We start from the raw sequence: 15,089 nt of genomic DNA on the forward strand, positions 1-15,089 counted from the left end.
CCACCGAGAGTCCATCCTCAGCGGTGGGTTGGCCGAGAGGCGAGGCAACGGACTGCAAATCCGTGTACACGGGTTCAAATCCCGTACCCACCTCCACACTCCACAACAACATAAGCACCACCACGGGCGATTGGCGCAGCGGTAGCGCGCTTCCTTGACACGGAAGAGGTCACTGGTTCAAACCCAGTATCGCCCACCACAGTGTTTGCGCAGGTCAAACGCACAATGAAGCCCCTCAGCCATCAGGCTCGAGGGGCTTCTTGGTCCCGCGGTCGGCTTATCGGTCGGCTTAACTCTCATCCGGTGACTGCTTTCGGCCGTCGGCTGGCAGTTCGAACAGCGTCTCCATGACCTCAGTGCCCTCGGTCAGCACCGGCCGCAACTGCTTGCGGTAGACGAGCTCGGTGACCTTGGTGCTGCTGTGTCCGACGACGCGCGCGATCGCTTCGAGTGGGACGCCGGCCTCGCTCATGAGGGAGACGAAGGAGTGCCGCATCTCGCGCGGCGTCCACTCGCTCGAGTCCAGGCCCGCTTCCTTGCAGAGCCCGCGGAACGACCGGCGCACGTTCGCGGAGTCGAGTGCCGTTCCGTTGCTCGTGCAGAAGACCAAGCCGCGCTCGACGTCGAGACCATCGGCCGCCATCTGTGCGCGATGCTTCTCGAGGATCTCGACGCACTGGGCGGGCAGACCGATGGTCCGCCGCGAGAGGCGCGTCTTCGTGTCGCCACCAGCGCGTACCGACCGCCAGACCCGGATGCTCGGCGGGACGGGCGGCACCACGTCGGGGTTGCCGTCCAGGTCGACGTGGTCCCACGTGACGGCCCGGAGCTCCTCGTTCCTCACACCGACAAGGAGCGCGAGGGTGACGTAGGCACCGAGCGGGTGCCGGTCGCAAGCGCTGAGCACCGCCCGGGCCTGGTCGAGCGCCATCGCCTTCGAGGGCCGGCCACCGGCTCCGGTCGGGGCGGTCACCAGTTCGGCGACGTTGCGGCTCACCATGTCCCTCGCCTGCCCCCAGCGGATCGCCCGGCGGAGGATCGCGAGCACCTTCTGCAGTGTCGACGTGCTCAGCCGGTGCCGATGTGCGGTCAGCATCCGGTCGACGTCGCTCGCCTTCAGCTGGCGCAGGCTCTTCCTCCCGATCAGCGGCACGATGTGCTGCTCGGCGAGATAGCGGTTCGTGGCGACGGTCTTGTCGTCACGACCGTTGAGCCCGTGGGCCAGCCACTCCTCGATCAGCTCGGCCACGGTGACCGGCCGCTGGGAGAGGTCGACGCCCCGCTCGATCTCCTGGAGCAAGGTCTTGACCTTCGCCTGGACCTCGGCCTTCGTCTTCGCGACAACGGTGCGCCGCTGCTGCTTGCCCTGGGCGGTGTAGCCGACCGTGACGGCGCCGACCCACCGCTGACGGGCCTCCGACCAGTAGATGGCCCCGTTGCCCTTGTCACGCCGTCTTGCCATGGCCAGCCGACCCTCTCAGCAGCCGGGCGACGTACTCGTCGAGCGAGCGCGCCGGTACCCGGTGACTCTTCCCCACCTTGACCGTCCGGACCTGTCCGGAGCGGATCAGTTCATAGACGCGGCTCTTGCTCACACTGAGCAGCTCCGCCGCCTCATCGACGCGATACAGCACCCTGGGCCGGTCGAGGCCCGTCACGTTGTCCATTCTGCTCTCCCGAGTTTCCGTGTCAGGGGCCGCGGCCTCCCGACGTTTGATGGTCAGGTCGCCCACCTGCTCGTCAAGGGCACTTCGTGTCCTTCGGATTCCGCTGCGCTCCACCCTTGACGACCAGCCGGGCGACCGAGTGCGGGCTGGCTGTCGGGAGGCCGCGGGGGTGTGGACTCTCGTCACCGGGTGCGCGACTGGGCAGCGGAGAGGACGGCTGCGGCCGCCTGGTCGAGCGAGAGGTAGCCCTGGCCGGCGAAGACCCAGCTGGACACCAGCTCGAAACCTTCCGGCACGTCGCTGTCGTCGTCGAGCACCTGGCGGATGTCCGCGTCGGGATCGAGGCCGGGGTTCCGCTTGAAGGCCCGGCGAGAGCGCCGGATCTGCCCGAACGTGACCGAGTAGGCCCGCGACTTGGTGATCGGGTGTCCGCGGTAGCCGAGGGTGGCGAGGTTGTCGCGCAGTCGCACATACGGCTCTCCCTGTCGGGCGATCTCGAGAGCGGTCTCGATGATGCGGACAGCATGCCGCGAGGCACCGACAGCCCTGGCCTGCATAGCCGAGGTGACCCGGGTCGGAAGCCCGAAATCCTCGGTGGTCTTGGTCAGATACTTGGCGAGATATGCCGCGACCTGTTCGGGATGAACCACCCGAGCCCGCCGGTCAGAGTCGCGGTCGGCGCCGCCCGTGATCGAGCGGCAGTCGATCTGGTTGCCCCAGTGGAGACGGTACGTCGTGCCGTCGCGGAGCGGGTGGGTGTCCAGCCAGGTCGCCGCGGCCGCGCGCTTGACGGCCAGCTCGAGGACCTCGGTCGACAGCGGCAGTGTGGTCGACGGGCCATCGGGTCCTTCGGGACCGTCCAGCCGGATCGGGACGTGGAAGTGCGCGATGCCGCGCGCCTGGAACTCGACGACCTTCGAGTACGACACCCGGCAGCGCTCCCGGAAGCCGGCGACCGGCAGGCTACAGATCTTCGCGAGCTGGCGCTGCAGCGCGATGGTGAACCGCCGCCACAGCTCGGGCGCGTACCACTGCCACAGGACGTGTCCGGTGTAGTCGTAGCAGTCCGCGCACAGAGGCGTGCCCAGCTGCGCGTCGTCCGGTCCATGGCGCTTGTTGCACCACAGCGGCCTTCCGTGCGGGCACACCGGCTTGTCGCGACGCGCTCGGCATGGACCCTTGTCCCTCACCCCGTGGACGGGTCCGAACGACGGGGCCGTGAGCGTCACGAAAGTGCACGGCCGCTCAGCCACTGAGTCCGGGATTCCGCGGCCGCCGGCGAGGCCACAGACCAGCAGGTGCCAGGCATCGCCCTTGTACTCGTGGCTGCAGCTCGGGCAGACAGATGCGCGCCGGTTGCCGCAGCGGGCGTAGGTGTATCCGTCGAGCTCACGCTCTGAGGAGTAGACGGTCGTGGCCTCGCCGGTACTGGTGTCCACGAGCCTTGTCGAACCCCGCAGCCGCACCGGTCGGGAGCACCCGCGGGCTCGTGCCTCGGCGGTGTCCAGGCCAACCGCGGAGAGGAGTCCCGGGGTCAGCGGGTCGACGGCTACGGCGCTCATGGTGATCAGCCCTTGACCATCCGCAGGGTCTGATCGTCCGTGGTCGACGGAGCGAAGTCCCGGACCGTGGCCGCCACGTCATCGTCGGCTACGAACGCAGCCCGCACCCTGACCGGCTCGCGATGTCCTTCGAGGGTCACGTAGCCGACGCCCGGCAGGCTCGCCGGGATCTGGTCGCACTCGGCCCCGTGCTGGCGAGCCGACCGGCCGAGCACCATGTCGACCTGCACGTCCTCGAGCAGGCGCAGCCCGATCCGGGTCGGGAACAGGTCGCGGTACGGCAGGACGTCCTTCCCGGGATCCTGGAGAGCTGCCACGACGAGCACCCCAGCCGCGCGGCCCTGCGAGAGCAGCAGCTGCAGTGCAGAGTCGGCCCGCTTCTTGAGGTCGCGGTCACCGACGTACGCCGTCAGGGCGGCCATCTCGTCGACCAGGACGAGCAGCAGCGGATCGGTCTCCGTGGGGACGTGGACGCGAGCGCCCTGCTGCCGGAGCCGCTCGGCCCGCTCACGCATGAACGCGACCGCGTCCTCGAGGAGCGCGACCATCGCTGCGGCATCGCCGTATGCGAACCGGTCGAAGAGCGGCGCGCTCGGGCTGAGCTCCATGCCGCCCTTCGGGTCGACCGCCCACACCCGCACAATGCCGTCGCGGATCGCCGGCCCTACAGCGCGCAGCAGCGAGCCGAGGACGGACCCCTTGCCCGAACCGGTGGCACCCGCGATCAGGAGGTGCGCCCCGAGAAGGCGAAGTAGCCACGGCCGACCGTCCTCCGTGCGACCGATCGGCAGTGCCGTCAGGTCCGGGACCGGCTCAGGATCGAGCGCCGTCACGGTCTCGGTCAGTGGATCGCGATGCGTGAACTCCAGCCAGATCCGGCCCGGACGCTCGACAACCACCCGGCAACGGATCGCCTCGAAGGTATGGGCCAACTGCGATGTCCTGGCATCGAAGTCCTCCGGAGCCTGCCCGAGGAGCAGATCGACCAGAACACGGTCGACGCAGACCTCGCTACGGACCTTCCGAATGCGCGGCAGGTACTCCTCGTCACCGAGCCGCGTCGCGAGTCCGCAGGTCACCATGGCGGGCTGCCAGCAGCGCCCGTAGATGGCCATCGCACGCCACCGCGACGTCACAACCCATCTGAACGAGTCCGGCCGGCGACGGTGCCAGAGGGCCAGAGCGCAGCCGAGCCCGACGAGAGCGGCCAGCGTACTGACCCAGCCGAACACCACGAGGCACAGGAGCAGCACGAGGATCACACCGGCTGCCGCGGCATGCTCAGTCAGCCAGCGCAGCAGTCGCCCAGTGATCCGGACGAGGTTCGTCACAATGACGGCGGTGAGCGTCGGCCGCGGCTGGATCGTCACCAGCTGCGGAGTCTTGCCGCCGCGCATCCCGGCGCCGGTCCGGAGGGTCGTCGTACGCATGACCGCACCTCACAGACTCAGCAGCGACGAAGACACCCAGTCGCCGGCGTCGGAGAGCGCGGTCATGACCGGCGGCCCGGCGGGTCCGGCGGCCATGACTACGCCGAAGGCGACGCAGACCAGGCCAGGCACGGGACGCACCCATTTGGCCTTGACGAAGAGCGCGATGAGGAGCCCCAGAACGACCCCGAGAGCGAGGATCGACATCACGCGGCCTTCTCGCCTGCGGGCTTCTGAGCCTCCCTGGGGGCCGTGAGCAGGCCCTCGGCCGACCAGTACTCGGCGAAGCCACCCGCCCTGTTGATCCGGACCTCGACCTGCAGCCCTTCGAAGCCGACCGGTCCGAGCGGACGCAGCTTCGGCTCCTCCTGCGCCTCGACCTGGACCTTCGCCGTGACCGTCGAACGCCGGCCGAACGAGGTCTGCACATAGAGCACCTCGACCTGCCAGAGCGGCATGCCGGTGTCCTCGTTGCGCGCCTGCTTGTCCTTGGACGGCCGGCGCTTGCCCTCCGGCGACTCTTCCCACTCCATCACCGCGTCGACGATCCCTGTCGCCGTGAACGGCTGACGCACGCTGTCGACCATGTAGCTCGGCATCGGAAGTTCCCTTCTCTCCCTGCCGCCGCTTTGACGGCATGACTCCATGAGACGTGCGGATCGGAGGGGGTGCCCGGACAAACTGTCCGGGTAGCTGCGCAGCAGGAGATAGTCGTGCCAGGTCCGCCTTTCGGAGCCACATCGTCCGTTCCGCCACGAAGCGGCGCCGCTCGGTCTATCTTTCGACTTGGAGGAACCGCACGCTTCGGGAGGAATCTGATGGGCAACGACAACAGGCGGCACGTGGTCAAGAACGACCAGGGCGGATGGGACGTGCGCGGAGAAGGTGCCAAGCGCGCAAGTGCTCACGCCGACACTCAGGCAGATGCCATTGCGAGAGCTAGGGAGATCGTTGGCAACGCCGGAGGCGGTGAGGTCGTTATCCACGGTCGGGACGGGCAAATCCGGGACTCAGACACCGTGAGGCCTGGTGATGATCCATTCCCTCCGCGCGACACGAAGTAGCTGCACCGCCTCGCCATGTCAATGTCGCTGCCGGGCTCTGACCCGATCGCACCTGCCGAGTAGCTGCCATGTGGCTCGTATTCGTTGATGACACGAAGCAGAAGGGGCTGCGCTCCGGCATGGGTAGCCTGATTTCGCTGGGCGCTGTCGCCTTCCCTGAAGCCAAGATCACCGCGTACGCCGAGCGATCTGCTGAAATCTACCGAGAGCACAACGCGCCTACAGACGCGGAATTGAAGTGGAGCCCGCGCAAAGGAAGCTGGTTCAAATCTGAGCCTGGATCGGCATGTCTCACAGACATGCGCCGAGAACTACTCGCGGCCGCCAAGGACTGCGACTGCCGCGCGGTAGTAGTCACGTTCGATCTCGGACGCACAAGCATCCAGGACGCTCGCGCTGAACAGTACGTGCTCAAGTACCTCTTTGAGCGGATCGTCATGATGCTCGGCGACGATCGTGGGGTCGTCATCTGCGACAAGCCCGGTGGCGATCACAAGGCTGAGGACAATTGGATCGCTGGCACCCTCGATCTCACTAACTTCGGCACCAACTACGTGAAGGCCGGCGCTGTCATCCTGCCGATCCTCACCGCGCCCTCCCATCACCATCCCCATTTGCAACTGGCGGATCTGGTGGCCGGGTCTCTGACTGCTGCCGTCGCGGGAGTGCGCTTCGGCGTCGAATTGGTTCCTCATGTAAAGCCGCTCCTGCATACGAGCAATACCGGGGCCATCGCTGGAACCGGCCTGAAGCTGTTCCCAGACGAAATCGTGAACGTCTACCACTGGGTTCTCGGTACGGACAGGTACATGCGGGGCCACTCCGGATACTCGTTGCCGTGCGCCTCCAAGCCGTACGAGAAGGACGACGGAATGTCTGTCGTTAGCAAGCTGCGGAGTCGCATGGCTGGGAAACACTACGGCGCTGGCCACCCAGCCTCAGATCAGGAGCCATGAGGAATCTGCCTGCGACGGCCGACACTTTTGACCAGTGCCGCGGACGCGGGATCCCAGCGAAACTAGCGCCCATGCTGAACTCGGGTTCTGCTCGAGCGCTTTTCAGGAGGACGCGCTCCCGGTATTCGACTCAATCCGCTCAATGATTTGCTGCCAGGGCAGCCGACGAGCAGGAGGAGCCTGGCGGGGCTCGTACAGCGGCCAGACGTCCTCGCCGTACACGAGGTCCGCGCCACTCGAGCGCAGCGCGTCAAGGTGGCCGTTCCACGCAGGCTGTCGGGCATGGGCGGCGTTCACTCGAGGAAACACGATCGTCGGCTTGACGGCGAGGTTCTCGCACAGCAGCGTCAGCGCTTGGTTGTCCGCTAGGCCAAGCGCGAGCTTGGCCGTGCTATTGGCAGTCATGGGAGCGGCCACGAGTACGTCGGGCGGCGGATGCGGACTCTGCTCGCGAGGCAGCCGGGGCGCCGAGCGCACAGGCAGGCCGGAGACCTTCTCGATAGCGGCGTCGTGGCCCAGGTCCTCGAGCCAACTCGCAGCCGTCGGGGTGACGACGACGGGAACCGTGTGTCCGTGATCGACGAGGGGCCGGATCAGCCCGTCGAGGAGTTCCTCGAGCCCACCGGCTGCGCAGCCGACGACCGCAACGACAGCCATCAGACGGCCCGGCAGCGCTCGGCAAGAGCCATGAGCGGTGACGACGGGGCCTGACCGGTGACGGGTGAACGGCGCTGCATGGCCTTGACCATCTCACGAACGACCGCGCTGTGCCGGACGAGCTGCGGCGCCCGCGTTTCGGCATCAAGCAACAGCTCCAAGGCACCGTCGTCCTCGGCCACGAGGCTCAGCGCGTGCGCGGAGTCGATGCCATGCGAGACGGCGCGCTCGACAGGCATTGCGAGGACGTCGACCTGCGGTGCCCGCTCGACGACGTACACGACGTCGCCCAGATCGAGCGCTGCCGAGAGTTGGTGCAGCTCGACATTGGTCGGACCGAAGGCCGTCTGCCAGTAATTGCCGTCCTCGCCGAGCTGCGCAGCCAGAGCCTCAGCGCGACGCAGGTTCTCCGTTGCCGTGAACCGGTCGTCATGCCTCGCCGCAGCCACGCCGGTCCGCAGGTGCAACATGCCCAAGAGGCTGACTGCGTTCGGGTCGTCCTCGCGCATCTGTCGACGCAGGTACTCGGCGGCCGTACTTCCGAGGTCCAGAGCGTCGTCGTACCGGCCGGCGGCCAGCAGGGCGTGCGTGCCGGCGCGGGCAGCCGAGGCCAGGACGAGCGGGTCGTCAGCCTGGTCGGCGGCGTACGTAGCGCGCTCGGCTGCGAGCCAGGCGAGGTCGCCCTCGCCGACCTTGCTCAGTGTGCTCGCCGCGAGATGGTGGACGCGCGCAGAGATAGCCCAGCGCTGGGGTACGTCGTCGCGTTCCTCCAGCGCCTGCGCCGTCTGGATGAGGCCGGGCAGTGCCTGCACGACGGAGCCGATGAGGCCCTTCTGGTAGTCGCTCCAAACCTTCTCGGTGAGCGCTGCGGTGTGACCTGGAGCGGGCGGTAGGCCGTCACGCTGGCCGTAGAGCATGCGAGAGAGCCGACGCGGGGACATGAGCGCGTCGCGGATTGCAGGTATGTCTTCGCCAGCCGGATCATGAGGATCCTCGACGAGCACCGGCTGGCCGAGTAGGTCACCGAGCGTTACCCGCAGATGCCGTGCCATCTCGACTGCCAGCTCGATCTTCTGCAGCTGCCGCTCACCGCGTTCGATCTTGCTCAGCCAGTCCTCGGAGCGCCCCATCAGCGCCGCGAGGGTTCCTTGGGTCAGGCCGCGGCGGCGTCGGTAGAAGGCGACGCGCTCTCCGACGCTCAGCTGGTCACCAGCTCCGCGCATGGGCCCCACCCTACGGCGCGCCTGTGACATTCAGCCGACCCCGCGGCTTTCCCACGCGCCGAAAGTTGTTCCGTCATCTCCGACCCACGAGATCCGCCCATTGCACGAGCGGCCCTGTGCGATCGCACCGGCGGTCGACGGGGAGCCGAAAACGACGTCCTTGGCCAACCGGCCCACGCCATTCTCGATGACGATCGATCCCTCAGCGACCAGTTTCATGTGCTGTGCCCGGTAGGAGTCGTACGCCTTGACGGTGCTCTCCGCCTTGCCGACCCCGTGCCAGTCGCCCACCACGGTGGACCCAGCGAGCATCGTGAACTCGCCGTCGATCTGCTGGGCCGTCGCGTCCACCCCCAGCTTCCGGTTCCGGAGGTGGAACACCGGCGAAACCAGCTCCTCTTGGTGGGCGGCAGGGAGCGAGACGGTCTCCCGGCCCCGGATCGCGTCGATGCCGAGGACCGGCAGGATGATTTGAAGTTGGTCGATGAAGTAGTCCATGTCCGAGGCGTGTGCCTCGGGGAGCGACTGCGCGGGCGGGGCCGTTCCGTTCTCCAGGACGACGCGACCTGCCTGAGTGGCGAGCATGATGAGCCGGGACTCCAGATACCGCCCGTGAGCCTTGGTGAGATTGGCGTCCTTGGAGGTGACAACCACGACCCTCCTCCAGAACTCCTTGTTGGCGTCGTGGTGACGCAGCCGGGCCCAGAAGTCATCGGTCTCGCCGATGTAGCACCTAGTCCCGCCCTCTTCGGCGGGGCCGAGGAGCAGGTACACGCAGGTGCCCGCCAACTCGGCACGCGTCGCCAGTGCGCTCATCTCGGCGCGGGGAGCGCTGATGACCTGGCCGGTCCAGTTCAGGATCTCGGCCGTGGTCAGGCCGCCGGGGGTGCCGTCGACGAGGAACAGTTCGATATGTTTGCCGGCCACCCATCGATCATGGCAGCAGCCACCTGCGCGAGCCGAGCGTTCTGCCCGAGACCGTCGGTGGCACCTGACAGACTGCGCCTGTGAGCATGGCGAGCAAAGAGACTGAGCGGGCAGAGCTGCACAAGACCATCTGGCGGATCGCCAATGATCTGCGCGGCAGTGTGGACGGGTGGGACTTCAAGTCCTACGTCCTCGGGATGCTGTTCTACCGGTTCATCTCCGAGAGTCTGGCTGCGTACCTCAACGAGTACGAGTGGGAGGCCGGCAACACGGACTTCGAGTACGCTGGTCTCGGTCGCGCCGAGGCCGAGCAGGCTCGTGCCGAGGTGGTCAACGAGAAGGGGTACTTCATCCTCCCTGAGGATCTCTTCACCAACGTGCGTGCCAAGGGACGCCATGACGAGAACCTCAACGAGACGCTCTCGCGTGTCTTCACGAACATCGAGGCCTCTGCGATCGGGACCTCCAGCGAGGACGACTTCAAGGGCCTTTTCGACGACCTCGACGTCAACAGCTCCAAGCTCGGATCAACGGTCAAGAAGCGCAATGAGAAGCTGGTCAAGCTGCTCGACGCCGTAGGAGAGCTCAACCTCGGCCACGCCCGCAACACCATCGACGCCTTCGGCGACGCTTACGAATACCTGATGGGCATGTACGCCGCGAACGCCGGCAAGTCCGGTGGCGAGTACTACACGCCGCAGGAAGTCTCCGAACTCCTGGCCCGGATCACCGTGGTCGACAAGACCGAGGTTAACAAGGTCTACGACCCCGCCTGCGGCTCTGGCTCACTGCTGCTCAAATTCGACAAGGTGCTCGGCCACGACAAGGTCCGCAAGGGTTACTTCGGTCAGGAGATCAACCTGACCACCTACAACCTGTGCAGGATCAACATGTTCCTGCACGACATCGGCCACGAGAAGTTCGACATCGCCCACGGCGACACCCTCACCGAACCGATGCACTGGGACGACGAACCGTTCGAGGCGATCGTCTCCAACCCGCCTTACTCCATCAAGTGGGAGGGCGACGCGAACCCGCTGGAGCACGCTCTGATTACTGTTCCCCATCTGAGCAACCAGAGATTTACGTCCTTGTCTCTCAAACCGGAGTATGAAGAACGACTCGACATGCGGTTCGTGTTCTACTACTGCTTTGTGCTCGATGCGTGGTGCCGTAACAACACAACAATTTCGAGCTTTGCCTCCGTCGACATGGCCGGGTTCAAGCGATTTCGCTTTCCACTGCCCCCGATGGAGGTGCAGGCCGAGATCGTTTCGATCCTTGACAAGTTCAAGGCGCTGGAAGCGACGCTGGAAGCGGAACTTGCGGCGCGGCGTGGTCAATACGCTTACTACCGCGACTCCCTGCTCTCATTTGATGATAGAGAGAGAGAGTCCGGTGGGCCGTTGTGAAAGACGTCGGCACTCTGTACAACGGTCTGACCGGGAAGTCGAAGGCCGACTTCCAAAATGGAAACGCGCGATTCGTCACCTACGTGAACGTGTTCAACAACCTGGAGGCTGAACTGACGCCGGAGACCCGGGTGCGAGTGGGATCAGCGGAACGACAGAACCGCGTACGCTTCGGAGACGTGCTCTTCACAGCTTCGTCGGAGAGCACTGACGAGGTCGGAATGGCATCGGGAGTGACGAGCGAGCCTCCAGAACCGCTGTACCTGAACAGCTTTTGTTTCGGCTTCCGTCCGCACGATCCCGAGGAGTTGACTCCAGGCTTCGCCAAGCATCTTTTCCGATCCGCCGGGATCCGCCGCCAGATCATGAAGTCTGCCAACGGGGTGACCCGGATCAACATTTCCAAGGAGCGCTTCCGCAAAATCACGATCCCGGTCCCCGACCTCGACGAGCAACTCAGGCTGGCGGAATTGCTCGACAGGTTCGAGTCACTGACCAACGACCTCTCGTCGGGTCTGCCGGCTGAAATCGCCGCTCGCCGGAAGCAGTACGAGCACTACCGCGACCAGCTCCTGACGTTCGAGGAGAAGACGGTATGAACGAGTTCGACGAGCTTGGTGAGGCAGGCACCGCGCCGCACTTCGAGCCGATCGCGGTGACCGAAGAGGAGACGGTGGTCGCGTCGTTCCTCCCCGAGCCGTCGAGCGAGGAGGGCTATCAGTCCGAGGCCGAGCTCGAGGCCGAGTTCATCAAGTTGCTGCGCGGCCAGGCCTATGAGTACCTGCCGATCACCAGCGCGGCGGATCTGGAGGCGAACCTCCGCGCCCAACTGGAGGCGCTGAACACGATCAGTTTCACCGACGGTGAGTGGCGGCAGTTCTTCGAGCAGCAAGTCGCGTCGAAGAACGACGGCATCGTGGAGAAGACCGCGCGGATCCAGGAGGACTCCAAGCAGGTCCTCAAACGCGAAGACGGGTCCGTCAAGAACATCGATCTGATCGACAAGACCAACATCCACAACAACCGGCTCCAGGTGATCAACCAGTACGAGGTCGCACCGGAGGGCGGAGCAACCCACACCAGCCGCTTCGACGTCACGATCCTGGTCAACGGGCTTCCGATGGTGCACGTCGAGTTGAAACGCCGCGGCGTGGCGCTCAAGGAGGCGTTCAACCAGATCAGTCGCTACCAGCGGGAGAGCTTCTGGGCCGACTCCGGCCTCTTCGAGTACGTCCAGATCTTCGTGATCAGCAACGGCACTCACACCAAGTACTACGCCAACACCACCCGCGACCGCCGCATCAAGGAGTCCGAGGGGAGCAAGCGCGGTAGGAAGCAGACCTCGAACACGTTCGAGTTCACCTCCTGGTGGACCGACGCCGAGAACCGCCGCATCGGTGACCTGACGTCATTCACGAAGACGTTCTTCGCCAAGCACACGCTGCTCAACATCCTGACCAAGTACTGCGTCTTCGACGTCTCCCGCACCCTGTTGGTGATGCGGCCCTACCAGGTCGTCGCCGCCGAACGGATCCTGCAGCGGATCGCTACCTCGAAGACGTACAGGCAGCTCGGCAGCCTCGCCGCGGGTGGATACATCTGGCACACCACCGGCTCGGGCAAGACGTTGACGTCGTTCAAGACCGCGCAGCTCGCCTCCGCGATACCCGAGGTCGAGAAGGTCCTGTTCGTGGTGGACCGTAAGGACCTCGACTATCAGACCCAGCGCGAGTACGACCGCTTCGAGAAGGGGGCGGTCGACGGCACCAACAACACCGCCCACCTCAAGCGGCGACTCGAGGATCCCGGTTCCCAGATCATCGTCACCACGATCCAGAAGCTCTCGCGGTTCATCGAGCAGAACAAGGGCCACCAGATCTTCGCTGGCCACTTGGTGCTGATCTTCGACGAGTGCCATCGCAGCCAGTTCGGCGACATGGGTAAGGCGATCAGCAAGGCGTTCAAGCGCTACAACATGTTCGGCTTCACCGGCACCCCGATCTTCGCGGAGAATGCCGGCACGTCAGGCGACCCGAACCGGCGCACCACGCCGCAGGCCTTCGGTGACCGGCTGCACACCTACACGATCGTGGACGCGATCAACGACGGGAACGTGCTCCCCTTCCGGGTCAGCTTCCAGAACACCGTCAAGTCCAAACCGGGCGGCGAGGACAAGGACGTGGAGGCGATCGACACCGAGGAGGTGCTGCTCGCCCCTGAGCGGGTGCGGCTGGTGACGTCGTACGTGCTCGACCATTTTGATCAGAAGACCATGCGCAGCCGGCACTACTCACTCGGTGAGAAGCGGGTGCGCGGGTTCAACTCGATGTTCGCCACCGCCTCGATCGACGCACTCAAGCGCTACTACCTGGAGTTCGACCGCCAACAGGCCGATCGCAAGGCCGCCGATCCCGGCTACCAGCCGCTCAAGATCGGTGCCATCTTTAGCTTCGCCCCCAACGAGGACCTCGAGGGCGGTCTCCTCGGCGAGGAGGGTTTCGACACCACCGCGCTGGACGGCAGCTCGCGTGACTTCCTGGAACGGGTGATCGCCGACTACAACACCATGTTCGGCACCTCGTACGACACCTCCTCGAGGCAGTTCGAGAACTACTACAAGGACCTCGCGCGACGGATCAAGGAGCGCGACGTCGACCTGGTGATCGTGGTCAACATGTTCCTCACCGGCTTCGACGCGACCACGCTCAACACCCTGTGGGTCGACAAGCCGCTGAAGTCCCATGGTCTGATCCAGGCGTTCTCCCGAACCAACCGGATCCTCAACTCGGTGAAGTCGTATGGCAACGTCGTCTGTTTCCGGAACCTGGAGGACGAGGTCGACGACGCGCTGGCGTTATTTGGCAACCGGGACGCGCACAGCATCGTGCTGCTCAAGCCGTACGCCGATTACTACGCGGCGTACCAGTCAAAGGTCGGTGAGCTGCTCGCCGTATGCCCGCCCGGCGCTGAGCCGATCGGCGAGGCAGCGGAGAAACAGTTCATCCAGCTCTTCGGGCAGATCCTGCGGGTGCGAAACATCCTCACCTCGTTCGATGAGTTCGACGGCGACAGGCTGCTCACGCCGCGACAGCTGCAGGACTACCAGAGCATCTACCTCGGGCTGCACGAGCAGCATCGCAGGCGTGACGAACCGGAGAAGGAGTCGATCCTCGACGACGTCGTCTTCGAGATCGAGCTGATCAAACAGGTCGAGGTCAACGTCGACTACATCCTCTTGCTCGTGCAGAAGTGGTGTCAGTCCAAGGGAGCCGGGGGCGAGAAGGAGATGGAGGCACTCCTCAACATCGAGACCGCCATCGACTCCAGCCCCAGCCTGCGCAACAAGCGCGACTTGATCATGGACTTCGTCGACAAGGTCTCCATCAGCGGCGCTGTCGGCGAAGAGTGGCGCGCCTACATCACCACCAAGCGTGACGAGGAGCTCGACCGGCTCATCAGCGAGGAGAAGCTACGGCCCACAGAGACCCGCGCGTTCGTCGACGACGCGTTCCGAGACGGCGCCATACCCACCACCGGGACCGCGATCACGCGCATCCTGGCGCCTGTCTCCCGCTTCGCGGCCGGCGGTGGCCACGCCGTCAAGAAACAGACCGTCATAGAGAAACTCATGGCGTTCTTCGACCGCTACTCCGGGCTGCTCTGATGGCCCTGCCCGAGACCGATCTACACCGGATTCACAAGTGGGCGCGCGAGCGCGTGCCCGAGCACCTATGGCCTGAGCTCAAGGTCGAGGCCGACGCGTCCGATCGGCACGTCGACATCGTCGAAGTCCGCCCGAACTGGACCGGTCAGGGTGACCCGACCCGCTTCCCGATCGCACGCCTGCGGTACACCAAGACGACCGGCGTCTGGACGATCTACTGGCGCGACCGCAACCTGAAGTTCCACGAGTACACGCGTAAGCCGCCGACCGAGAACGTCCAGGACCTTCTCGATTACATCGCCACCAGCGGCGACCCGATCTTCTGGGGCTGAGTCGGCTGCCCGGCAGCGAATCGAGAGTTGGTGAGAACCTTCTTCTCTCCGTAAATGCGCCGGCTCCGCCGGCGCGGCGCCGGGCTGCGGGCGGCGCTGGCGCGCCGTCCTCGCCCGACACCCTGACCAGGCCGCCACCGGGTCGAAGAGTCGGCTTACCAGTCGGCTTATCGCAGTGGAGACCGGTACACATAG

The 15,089-nt window shown here is 65.4% G+C and carries 15 protein-coding genes and 2 tRNA genes; 8 read left to right on the forward strand and 9 right to left on the reverse strand.

The features are described 5' to 3' along the window. Window positions 1-22: 22 nt before the first annotated feature. Window positions 23-96, forward strand: a tRNA-Cys gene (locus G515_RS0101235). Window positions 97-124: 28 nt separating this feature from the next. Continuing rightward, a tRNA-Val gene (locus G515_RS0101240) sits at window positions 125-199 on the forward strand. Between the two features lie 90 nt (window positions 200-289). On the opposite strand, the gene G515_RS0101245 is transcribed toward G515_RS0101240, so the two are convergent. The 6 genes from G515_RS0101245 to G515_RS0101270 all read right to left on the reverse strand — a co-directional run bounded on the left by G515_RS0101245 (window position 290) and on the right by G515_RS0101270 (window position 5,258). Next, window positions 290-1,462, reverse strand: a complete 1,173-nt coding sequence (locus tag G515_RS0101245) for a site-specific integrase (RefSeq protein WP_028658666.1) — start codon at window positions 1,460-1,462, stop codon at window positions 290-292. Then, window positions 1,446-1,667 carry a helix-turn-helix domain-containing protein gene (locus G515_RS0101250; protein WP_036553733.1) on the reverse strand — a complete coding sequence of 74 codons (222 nt, stop codon included), beginning with the start codon at window positions 1,665-1,667 and terminating at the stop codon, window positions 1,446-1,448. Before G515_RS0101250 ends, G515_RS0101245 begins: the two co-directional genes overlap by 17 nt. Window positions 1,668-1,849: 182 nt before the next feature. Next, a complete protein-coding gene (locus G515_RS18925; RefSeq protein WP_051217717.1) occupies window positions 1,850-3,229 on the reverse strand; it encodes a replication initiator in 1,380 nt (459 codons plus the stop codon). Between the two features lie 5 nt (window positions 3,230-3,234). Beyond that, window positions 3,235-4,659, reverse strand: a complete 1,425-nt coding sequence (locus G515_RS18930; RefSeq protein ID WP_051217718.1) for an FtsK/SpoIIIE domain-containing protein — start codon at window positions 4,657-4,659, stop codon at window positions 3,235-3,237. Between the two features lie 9 nt (window positions 4,660-4,668). Next, on the reverse strand, window positions 4,669-4,866 hold the full coding sequence (locus G515_RS0101265; RefSeq protein ID WP_028658668.1) for a hypothetical protein: 198 nt from the start codon (window positions 4,864-4,866) through the stop codon (window positions 4,669-4,671). Beyond that, the gene (locus tag G515_RS0101270) at window positions 4,866-5,258 is read right to left on the reverse strand and encodes a hypothetical protein (RefSeq protein WP_028658669.1); all 393 of its coding nucleotides are present in this window, start codon (window positions 5,256-5,258) and stop codon (window positions 4,866-4,868) included. The genes G515_RS0101265 and G515_RS0101270 overlap by 1 nt, the downstream gene beginning before the upstream one ends. A 219-nt stretch (window positions 5,259-5,477) precedes the next feature. On the opposite strand from G515_RS0101270, the gene G515_RS22915 reads away from it, so the two are divergent. Continuing rightward, entirely contained in the window at window positions 5,478-5,723 is a 246-nt protein-coding gene (locus G515_RS22915) for a DUF2188 domain-containing protein (protein ID WP_084652909.1), read from the forward strand. Between the two features lie 68 nt (window positions 5,724-5,791). Continuing rightward, a complete protein-coding gene (locus tag G515_RS0101275; RefSeq protein ID WP_084652911.1) occupies window positions 5,792-6,679 on the forward strand; it encodes a DUF3800 domain-containing protein in 888 nt (295 codons plus the stop codon). 102 nt (window positions 6,680-6,781) lie between these two features. On the opposite strand, the gene G515_RS0101280 is transcribed toward G515_RS0101275, so the two are convergent. From G515_RS0101280 to G515_RS0101290, 3 genes are read right to left on the reverse strand one after another with little or no spacing between them, the layout of a single operon-like run. After that, window positions 6,782-7,336 carry a flavoprotein gene (locus G515_RS0101280; RefSeq protein ID WP_028658671.1) on the reverse strand — a complete coding sequence of 185 codons (555 nt, stop codon included), beginning with the start codon at window positions 7,334-7,336 and terminating at the stop codon, window positions 6,782-6,784. Further along, on the reverse strand, window positions 7,336-8,559 hold the full coding sequence (locus G515_RS0101285; protein ID WP_028658672.1) for a helix-turn-helix domain-containing protein: 1,224 nt from the start codon (window positions 8,557-8,559) through the stop codon (window positions 7,336-7,338). The genes G515_RS0101280 and G515_RS0101285 overlap by 1 nt, the downstream gene beginning before the upstream one ends. Window positions 8,560-8,589: 30 nt before the next feature. Beyond that, a complete protein-coding gene (locus G515_RS0101290; RefSeq protein ID WP_028658673.1) occupies window positions 8,590-9,486 on the reverse strand; it encodes a GIY-YIG nuclease family protein in 897 nt (298 codons plus the stop codon). A gap of 86 nt (window positions 9,487-9,572) precedes the next feature. Here G515_RS0101290 and G515_RS18935 point away from each other — a divergent pair, with 86 nt between their 5' ends. The 4 genes from G515_RS18935 to G515_RS18945 are packed head-to-tail and all read left to right on the forward strand — an operon-like array spanning window position 9,573 to window position 14,894. Continuing rightward, window positions 9,573-10,898 (forward strand): type I restriction-modification system subunit M, encoded by a 1,326-nt coding sequence (locus tag G515_RS18935; RefSeq protein WP_084653053.1) that lies wholly within the window; start codon window positions 9,573-9,575, stop codon window positions 10,896-10,898. Beyond that, on the forward strand, window positions 10,895-11,497 hold the full coding sequence (locus G515_RS18940) for a restriction endonuclease subunit S (RefSeq protein ID WP_051217719.1): 603 nt from the start codon (window positions 10,895-10,897) through the stop codon (window positions 11,495-11,497). The genes G515_RS18935 and G515_RS18940 overlap by 4 nt, the downstream gene beginning before the upstream one ends. Further along, window positions 11,494-14,562, forward strand: coding sequence for a type I restriction endonuclease subunit R (locus G515_RS0101305; RefSeq protein ID WP_028658674.1), 3,069 nt, complete (start codon window positions 11,494-11,496; stop codon window positions 14,560-14,562). Before G515_RS18940 ends, G515_RS0101305 begins: the two co-directional genes overlap by 4 nt. Beyond that, on the forward strand, window positions 14,562-14,894 hold the full coding sequence (locus G515_RS18945) for a DUF3024 domain-containing protein (RefSeq protein WP_028658675.1): 333 nt from the start codon (window positions 14,562-14,564) through the stop codon (window positions 14,892-14,894). The genes G515_RS0101305 and G515_RS18945 overlap by 1 nt, the downstream gene beginning before the upstream one ends. The last annotated feature ends 195 nt before the right edge of the window (window positions 14,895-15,089 follow it).

The sequence above is a fragment of the Nocardioides insulae DSM 17944 genome, from assembly GCF_000422825.1.
Classification (GTDB): domain Bacteria; phylum Actinomycetota; class Actinomycetes; order Propionibacteriales; family Nocardioidaceae; genus Nocardioides; species Nocardioides insulae.

Bases quoted from the DNA above. Each gene is read 5' to 3' on its own strand.
- G515_RS0101275 (WP_084652911.1), top strand. From the start codon at position 5,792: ATGTGGCTCGTATTCGTTGATGACACGAAGCAGAAGGGGCTGCGCTCC.
- G515_RS18935 (WP_084653053.1), top strand. From the start codon at position 9,573: ATGGCGAGCAAAGAGACTGAGCGGGCAGAGCTGCACAAGACCATCTGG.
- G515_RS0101280 (WP_028658671.1), bottom strand. From the start codon at position 7,336: ATGGCTGTCGTTGCGGTCGTCGGCTGCGCAGCCGGTGGGCTCGAGGAA.
- G515_RS0101250 (WP_036553733.1), bottom strand. From the start codon at position 1,667: ATGGACAACGTGACGGGCCTCGACCGGCCCAGGGTGCTGTATCGCGTC.
- G515_RS0101270 (WP_028658669.1), bottom strand. From the start codon at position 5,258: ATGCCGAGCTACATGGTCGACAGCGTGCGTCAGCCGTTCACGGCGACA.
- G515_RS0101265 (WP_028658668.1), bottom strand. From the start codon at position 4,866: ATGTCGATCCTCGCTCTCGGGGTCGTTCTGGGGCTCCTCATCGCGCTC.
- G515_RS0101285 (WP_028658672.1), bottom strand. From the start codon at position 8,559: ATGCGCGGAGCTGGTGACCAGCTGAGCGTCGGAGAGCGCGTCGCCTTC.
- G515_RS18930 (WP_051217718.1), bottom strand. From the start codon at position 4,659: ATGCGTACGACGACCCTCCGGACCGGCGCCGGGATGCGCGGCGGCAAG.
- G515_RS18945 (WP_028658675.1), top strand. From the start codon at position 14,562: ATGGCCCTGCCCGAGACCGATCTACACCGGATTCACAAGTGGGCGCGC.
- G515_RS0101305 (WP_028658674.1), top strand. From the start codon at position 11,494: ATGAACGAGTTCGACGAGCTTGGTGAGGCAGGCACCGCGCCGCACTTC.
- G515_RS0101245 (WP_028658666.1), bottom strand. From the start codon at position 1,462: ATGGCAAGACGGCGTGACAAGGGCAACGGGGCCATCTACTGGTCGGAG.
- G515_RS18925 (WP_051217717.1), bottom strand. From the start codon at position 3,229: ATGAGCGCCGTAGCCGTCGACCCGCTGACCCCGGGACTCCTCTCCGCG.
- G515_RS22915 (WP_084652909.1), top strand. From the start codon at position 5,478: ATGGGCAACGACAACAGGCGGCACGTGGTCAAGAACGACCAGGGCGGA.